This is a genomic window from Williamsia sp. MIQD14, assembly GCF_051025635.1.
Lineage (GTDB): Bacteria > Actinomycetota > Actinomycetes > Mycobacteriales > Mycobacteriaceae > Williamsia_A.
This window is the reverse complement of the sequence record NZ_JBPFDG010000003.1, coordinates 625,993-633,306: the sequence shown is the minus strand read 5'-3', so window position 1 is coordinate 633,306 and position 7,314 is coordinate 625,993. Positions and strand designations below refer to the sequence as shown.

Below are 7,314 nucleotides of genomic sequence, written 5' to 3'. Positions count from 1 at the left end.
CGGCCATTGCGCACTTCCCCATTCACCCCAATCCCCCCCCCCCCCGGCCCGGGGCCCCAATTTGGGCGGCCCCGCGACACCGGGTCATCGATGCCGGCCCGATCGGGCGTGGCAGCGGTCAGCTCAGAGCGTTGACCGTTCCCATCAGGGTGTTCTTGTAGCTGTCGGGCAGGGCGACGTAGCCCGCGTCGGACAGGCCTTCCTGACCGTTGTTCAGGATGGTGGTGAACGCCGACTTCAGGATGGCGCCCTTGTTACCGGTGTAGCCCTTCGAGCAGACGATCTCGTAGGTCGTCAGCAGCAGCGGCCACGCGCCCGCGGTGTTGGTCGCGAACAGCTTGTCGGTGTCGACCTGCAGGTCCTTCGAACCCGGGGTCTTGAACTGCACGCTCTCGAGCGCCTTGCCGGCGGTGTCGGCGTCGAGCTTGGTGGCGCCCGAACCGAAGTCGAGCTGCGCCAGGCTGAGCTTGTTCTGCTCGGCGAAGCCCCACTCGACGTAGGTGACCGAACCGGGGGTCTTCTTCACGGTGTCGCCGACGCCGGTCGACTTGGCCGCGGCCGAGCCACCCTGACCCTTGAAGGTCTTGTCGTGGGCGTAGGGCCAATCAGCCTTGGCGGTGTCGCCGAGGAAGCGCTGGAAGTTGTCGGTGGTGCCCGAGCTGTCGCTGCGGTGGACCGGGACGATCTTCTCCGACGGCAGGCTCTTGCCCGGGTTGAGCGCGGCGATGGCCGGGTCATTCCAGGTGGTGATCTTCGAGTCGAAGATCTTGGCGAGCGTGCTCGGGTTGAGGATCAGGTCGTCGACGCCGGACAGGTTGTAGGCGATCGAGACCGGGCCCGCGACGAGCGGGATGTGCCACGCGTCGTTGCCGGCGCAGCGGGTCTTGGCCGAGGCGGCCTCGTCGGTCTTCAGCGCCGAGTCCGAGCCGGCGAAGTCGACGTCGCCGCTGATGAACTTCTTCACGCCGTCACCGGAACCACTGCCGGTGTAGTTGAGGACGATGCCGCCGTTGGAGGCGAGCACGTCCTGGAACTTCTCGACGGCCTTCTGCTGAGCGGTCGATCCCTCGCCGCTCACCGACTGGCCACTGAAGCTGTTGTCCGAGCTGGCGTCGCCGCTGCCCGAGTCGCTGCCACCACCGCTGCACGCCGACAGGGTCAGCGTGGCCGCGACCGCGATACCGACGGCCGCGGTGCTGCTGCGAACAGCCGAGCTCCGATTGAATTTCACTCCAGGGTCCTCCGTTGTGATGTGACAGATGTGTGTGGCTGCCCGAGGGACGTCCGCGCACGGTGCAACCGCTCCGCACTCGAACCCGTCGAGTCCACCCGCTTCGAATGCCGCGGTCACCTGGAAAGCTAGGGCGCGGTGGTGGACGAGCAGCCGACGGTGGGTGAACGGACGGTGAATACATCACCGGTCGACATGGTCACCGCGCGAACGCCCGGCGCAAGTCATTAGCCGAGGTGAGCAACTATTTTCGGGTGGTGACGCGTTACGTGAGAGTGACCACACCCACGACCCGAGAACGGTCGGATCAGGCGTCGACCGGACGGCCGTAGGCCACGTCGATCGAGTGCCGCGAGAAGCCCAACTTCCCATACGTGTGCAACGCCGCGGCGTTGTCGCCCTCGACGTACAGCTCCACGATCGGCAGTCCACGGTCCTCGAGGTGGATCAGGCCGGCGAGGGTGAGCAGCTTCCCGAGGCCACGGCCCTGGGTTCCGGTGTCGACGCCGACGATGTAGACCTCACCGATGCTCGGCTCCACATCGCCATCGTCGTGCGTCACCGCCGGATGCACCTTCGTCCAGTGGAAACCGAGCAGGGTGTTCGGGTCGGCGTGGTCGAACACCAGGAACAGGCCCTCGGGATCGAACCAGTCCGCGCCGGTGCGCCCGGTGATCTCGTCGATCGACCAGCCGCCCTGTTCGGGATGCCAGTCGAACGCGGCGTTGTTCACGCGCAGGATCTCGGCGTCGTCGTCGGGACCGGCGTAGGTGCGCAGCACGAGGTCGTCGGGAACGGTCAACGGCGGCAGGGGGTTCTGTGGGTCGCCCAGCGGGCGTCGCATCGACAGCAGTTCGCGCAGCGGCGCCAAGCCGTGTGATCGGGCCAGCGCCTGTGCGGCCGGGAGGTCTCCGTGCGCCCAGATGCGAGCGGTCGGACCGGCCTTCTCGAGCGCGGCGGCGACCAGCGATCCGCCGATCCCCTGCCCGCGGGCCTCGGGGTCGACGACGGCCTCGATCATCGCGGGTTCGTCGTCGCGGCCGGGTGTGATGTTCGCGTATCCGACGAGCACCCCGTCACGGAAGGAGACGACGTGTGTGACGCGGTCGGTGTCGATGGCGGCGACCGCCTGCTCCGACAATCCCGCGACACCGTCGGCGACCTCGGCCTTGTCGCTCAGTTGTCGTGCAGCGCGGGCGGTGTCGTCGTCGAGCTTCTCCCGAGTGTCCGTCACGGCCGCCTCACGCACCATTGTCGGCGAACTCCTGATCGTCGAGATCGGTGTCGTCGCCGATGTTCTCGAGGTCGTCGGCATCGTCGGTGGCGTCCCCGCGACCGCGACTGCTGGGACGCACCGCCTTGTACCCGACGTTGCGGACCGTCCCGATCAACGACTCGTGTTCGGTCCCGAGCTTGGCGCGTAGGCGACGCACGTGCACGTCGACCGTGCGCGTGCCACCGAAGAAGTCGTAGCCCCAGACCTCCTGCAGGAGTTGCGCTCTCGTGAAGACGCGACCGGCGTTCTGGGCCAGGTACTTCAGGAGCTCGAATTCCTTGTAGGTCAGGTCGAGTGGCCGGCCACGCAGGCGCGCGGTGTAGGTGCCCTCGTCGATGACGAGCTCCCCCAGCGACACCTTGCCACTCGATTCCTCGGCCGCCACCCCGCGGGTGCGCACCACCAGAAGTCGTAGACGGGTGTCGAGTTCGGCGGGACCCGTTCCCGGCAGCAGGAATTCGTCGAGACCCCACTCCGCGTTCACCGCGACCAGTCCGCCCTCGGTGAGCACCGCCACCACCGGAACCGACGAACCCGTACTGCCCAGCAACCGACACAGCCCCCGGGCCGCGGCCAGATCGGTTCGGGCATCGACGATGGCGACATCGGCGTTGCCGGCCTCCATCAACGACGAGACTTCGGTGGGCACCACGCGGACGGTGTGCGCCAGCAGCGACAACGACGGCAGGACGGACTCAGGGGTGGGATCGGCGGTCAGCAGCAGGAGGTCCACTTCACGCTCCGATCGAGAACAGTTCAGATGTGTACGCCGCTTTACGGGCGTGTGCGAGTCAGATGACAGAATAACCGCAAACAGGCGCCAGCCTGTGACCAGCCGTTGATGCGGGGGGACCGTCATGCGTAAGGCGCTCGCCTACCTGGCCGTCACACTCGTCGTCCTGGCGGTCGGCGCACTCGCCGTCGACACCGGTTTCGCCATCAACGCCGAACGCAGTTTTGCTCGCTCACTGTCGTCGTCCGGCGACACGAAGGTGCGGTACGAGCCCGAGGTCACGATCTCCGGCTTCCCCGCCGTTCGTTCGATCGCCGACGGCCACTACTCCGCCATCGGCATCACCGCCCGAGCGGTCGATCTAATCGGGGCGGGCACGTGCACCGAGCAGTCCCCCTGCCACGTCGATCTCCGCTCGCGACTGACCGATGTACGTATACGTGGCCCGGAGAGGTTCTTCCGCCGAAGCACCTCGTTCGACATCGGCTCCGAGAAGGGTTCGGTGACACTCGACTCGGTGGCTGTGGGTCGCCTTCTCGGCATCGACGACCTCACCGTCAACACCCCGGCTCCCGAGAACAAGGCCGGCGGCGGCGGCCCTCAGGACGGACTGCTGAGCAGGACCTCAGGCGTACTGCTGACCGGCAGCGTCTCCCCGGAGCCTGGTCGCCCGAAGGTGAAGGTCAGCGTCGTCGTGGACCTGTCGATCGTCGGCGGGCGGCTGAGGATCTTCGCGACGGACTTCTATGACGGACCCGCAGAACACTCCGACACCACGGTTCCCGACGAGGAGCGGGAGGCGGTGCTCCGGAAGTTCAGCGCCGTTCTGCCCGAGCTGCCCATGCCGTGGGGTTCCCCACCGAAGTCGGCTCGGAGCAGTGGCAGCGACATCGTCGTCGACGGCTCCGGCGCCGTGGGCGGAAATCTGTCGATGAGCATCTTCATCACGCTCGGGGTCGACACCTACATCCTGTACACCGACAACGGGCGAAGACCACCGTGGTACGCCGACGGCAGCGCACCCCCATGAGGCGCTGGTCAGGTGGTCGGGTGAGCTTTGTTACCCTCGGCCCATGCTGACGCGCTGTGAGCTGCTGCTCACCCGCCGCCGGGCGATCGACTTCTGTCGTTTCGCCACCTGCCGCTGTCGGTAGTCGGGTCTGTCGCATCCTCGCGCCCCCGGCCTCTGCACGCGTCCGCATTCGCACCTCCCCGTCGCACGTTTCACGAACTCCTCTGTGTGCTGCGACCCCTCATGCACTCCCCGCACCACGTACTCCCCTGATACGCACTCCAAGGAAAGGAACACCATGGCTCGCTCCGATGTCCTGGTCAGCGCCGACTGGGCTGAGCAGAACCTGAACGCCGACAAGACCGTCTTCATCGAGGTCGACGAGGACGCCACCGCCTACGACGGCGGGCACATCGCCGGCGCGATCAAGCTCGACTGGAAGGCCGACCTGCAGGACCAGGTCCGTCGCGACTTCCTCAACCAGGAGCAGTTCTCCGACCTGCTCTCGGCGCGCGGCGTCGCCAACGACGACACCGTGATCCTCTACGGCGGCAACAACAACTGGTTCGCCGCGTACGCGTTCTGGTACTTCAAGCTGTACGGGCACACCGACGTCCGCCTTCTCGACGGTGGTCGCAAGAAGTGGGAGCTCGACGGCCGCCCGCTGAGCACCGACGCCGTCTCGCGCGAGGCCACCAGCTACAAAGCGGAGTCCCCAGACCTGTCGATCCGCGCGTTCCGCGACGAGGTCCTCGACGCCATCGGCACCAAGAACCTCCTCGACATCCGGTCGCCTGACGAGTACTCGGGCAAGATCCTCGCGCCGGCCCACCTCCCGCAGGAGCAGAGCCAGCGTCCCGGCCACATCCCCGGCGCGGTCAACGTCCCGTGGAGCAAGGCGGCCAACGAGGACGGCACCTTCAAGTCCGACGAGGAACTGAAGGAGCTCTACGACGGCGTCGGCATCGACCCGTCCAAGGGCACCATCGCGTACTGCCGCATCGGCGAGCGTTCCTCGCACAGCTGGTTCGCGCTGACCCAGCTCCTCGGCTACGACAACGTGAAGAACTACGACGGCAGCTGGACCGAGTACGGCTCGCTGGTCGGCGCCCCGATCGAGCTGGGAGAGCAGTGACCATGTGTTCCGCACCGAAACAGGGTCAGAAGCTCCCCGCCGGCGTCGACGTCGAGAAGGAGACCGTGATCACCGGTCAGGTCCTCGGCGCCGACGGCTCGCCCGTGGGCGGCGCGTACGTGCGTCTGCTCGACGGCACCGGCGAGTTCACCGCCGAGGTCGTGTCCAGCGGTACCGGCGACTTCCGGTTCTTCGCCGCGCCGGGCACCTGGACGCTGCGTGCGCTCTCGTCGCTGGGCAACGGCGAGGCCACCATCTCGCCGGACGGCACCGGCATCTTCGATCAGGACGTCACCATCGCGTCGTAGATCGACCGCTCCACGATCGCCCCCGCCGAGATTTCGGTGGGGGCGATCGTCGTCCGGCAGGCTCGCACGTAGAATCGGCTCCGTGGTCATCTTCTTCGAGATACTCCTGGTTCTGGCGACGATCGCGATCGTCTGGTTCGGCCTGTACACCCTGTACCGCCTGATCAACGACGAGTCGTGACCTCGGGCGCCCCCGAACCCACTCCCGACGAGCCGGCGAAGAGCACTGTCGCGGGCAACGAGGCGATAGCGCACGCGGAAGAGCGCGCGGCCCGCACCGCCGACAAGAACATCTCCACCCTGCCGGGTATCCCCCTCCCCGAGGACACCGCCAACCTTCGCCAGGGCCCCGATCTCCATCCCGGACTGCTCGGTCTGCTCCCGCTCGTGGGTGTGTGGCGCGGTCTCGGCGAGGGCAACGACCCCGTCCACGGCGACTTCCACTTCGGCCAACAGATCGTCATCAGTCACAGCGGCGAGAACTTCCTCATGTGGGAGTCGCGGTCGTGGATCGTCGACCCCGACGCCCGCTACCTGGAGCCGGGCCTGCGTGAGACCGGCTACTGGCGGATCAGCGGACCCGACTCCGACGAGACGATCGAGTTCCTCCTCACCCACGCCGAGGGGTGGATCGAACTGTTCTACGGCAAACCGCTGAACCAGACCTCCTGGGAACTCGTCACCGACGTCGTCATCACCTCCGCGTCGGGCACCGAGAACGGTCTGAAGATCGGCGGCGCGAAGCGGCTCTACGGTCTCGTCGAGGACGGCGACCTCGCCTACGTGGAGGAGCGCGTCGACGCCGACGGAGACCTCGTGCCGCGGCTGTCGGCGAAGCTGAGCCGCCACATCGGCTGACCGCGCCTGCGCAGTGTGTGCATCTGCCCGCGTGTCCGACCATGGATGGATGCGCTGACGGGCGGCTGGTGCGAAGCTGTTGTCCATGATGATCGCCAGCGCCAACATCCCGGGAGAGCGAGAAACGCTCATCGAGATCTACGGCGACCAACGCACCAATCTCCTGATCGCGATCGAGGGTGTCTCCGATGCCGACGCCCGCCGCGCCGCCGCCGTCGGTGAACTCACCCTCGGCGGGCTCGTGAAACACCTGACGATCATGGAGCAGTACTGGATCACCACGGTGACCGAGGCCGATCCGGACGCCGAGTTCGATGTCGAGGCCGCCGCGGATGCCTACCGTCTCACCGACGACGAGAAGTTCGCCGGATGGGTCGACGCCTACCGCAAGCAGGCGCAGCTCACCGACGAATTCATCGCGACGGTCGCCGATCTCGACGCACTCATCCCGATCCCGACCGCGCCGTGGGCACCGGTGCGCCAGCACCACACGGTGCGCCGCATCCTGCTGCACCTGTTCCGCGAGACCGCGCACCACAGCGGGCACGCCGACCTCATCCGCGAGGCGATCGACGGTCAGAGCACCACCGCGACGATGGCCCGCGACGCCATCCGCAGCTTCGAACGCGGCTGACCTTCTCTCGGGCACACACCCCGGCTCGTTCACATCACAGACATGGAACGACCCCCGCACCGCTCTTGCGAGCCTTGCCTGTCAGGACGTGACAGGGATGCGGGGGCCGGGTGACCACCGTGGATTC

8 protein-coding genes are annotated in these 7,314 nt (G+C 67.1%); 5 read left to right on the top strand and 3 right to left on the bottom strand.

Annotated features, from left to right (window positions below):
* Positions 1-118: 118 nt before the first annotated feature.
* The 3 genes from pstS to ACQ7HM_RS14515 all read right to left on the bottom strand — a co-directional run bounded on the left by pstS (position 119) and on the right by ACQ7HM_RS14515 (position 3,240).
* A complete protein-coding gene (pstS, locus tag ACQ7HM_RS14525; RefSeq protein WP_434216938.1) occupies positions 119-1,231 on the bottom strand; it encodes a phosphate ABC transporter substrate-binding protein PstS in 1,113 nt (370 codons plus the stop codon).
* Between the two features lie 307 nt (positions 1,232-1,538).
* Positions 1,539-2,483, bottom strand: coding sequence for a mycothiol synthase (gene mshD, locus ACQ7HM_RS14520; RefSeq protein WP_434216937.1), 945 nt, complete (start codon positions 2,481-2,483; stop codon positions 1,539-1,541).
* Positions 2,473-3,240 (bottom strand): winged helix-turn-helix transcriptional regulator, encoded by a 768-nt coding sequence (locus ACQ7HM_RS14515; protein WP_434216936.1) that lies wholly within the window; start codon positions 3,238-3,240, stop codon positions 2,473-2,475. The genes mshD and ACQ7HM_RS14515 overlap by 11 nt, the downstream gene beginning before the upstream one ends.
* A gap of 124 nt (positions 3,241-3,364) precedes the next feature.
* On the opposite strand from ACQ7HM_RS14515, the gene ACQ7HM_RS14510 reads away from it, so the two are divergent.
* The 5 genes from ACQ7HM_RS14510 (at position 3,365) to ACQ7HM_RS14490 (ending at position 7,187) form a co-directional block, all read left to right on the top strand.
* Positions 3,365-4,270, top strand: a complete 906-nt coding sequence (locus ACQ7HM_RS14510) for an LmeA family phospholipid-binding protein (RefSeq protein ID WP_434216935.1) — start codon at positions 3,365-3,367, stop codon at positions 4,268-4,270.
* Positions 4,271-4,550: 280 nt separating this feature from the next.
* Positions 4,551-5,387, top strand: a complete 837-nt coding sequence (locus ACQ7HM_RS14505; protein WP_434216934.1) for a sulfurtransferase — start codon at positions 4,551-4,553, stop codon at positions 5,385-5,387.
* A 2-nt stretch (positions 5,388-5,389) separates the two neighbouring features.
* Positions 5,390-5,695, top strand: coding sequence for a DUF1416 domain-containing protein (locus ACQ7HM_RS14500; RefSeq protein WP_434216933.1), 306 nt, complete (start codon positions 5,390-5,392; stop codon positions 5,693-5,695).
* A gap of 177 nt (positions 5,696-5,872) precedes the next feature.
* A complete protein-coding gene (locus ACQ7HM_RS14495; RefSeq protein WP_434216932.1) occupies positions 5,873-6,553 on the top strand; it encodes an FABP family protein in 681 nt (226 codons plus the stop codon).
* Positions 6,554-6,638: 85 nt separating this feature from the next.
* Positions 6,639-7,187 carry a DUF664 domain-containing protein gene (locus tag ACQ7HM_RS14490; RefSeq protein WP_434216931.1) on the top strand — a complete coding sequence of 183 codons (549 nt, stop codon included), beginning with the start codon at positions 6,639-6,641 and terminating at the stop codon, positions 7,185-7,187.
* Positions 7,188-7,314: the final 127 nt, after the last annotated feature.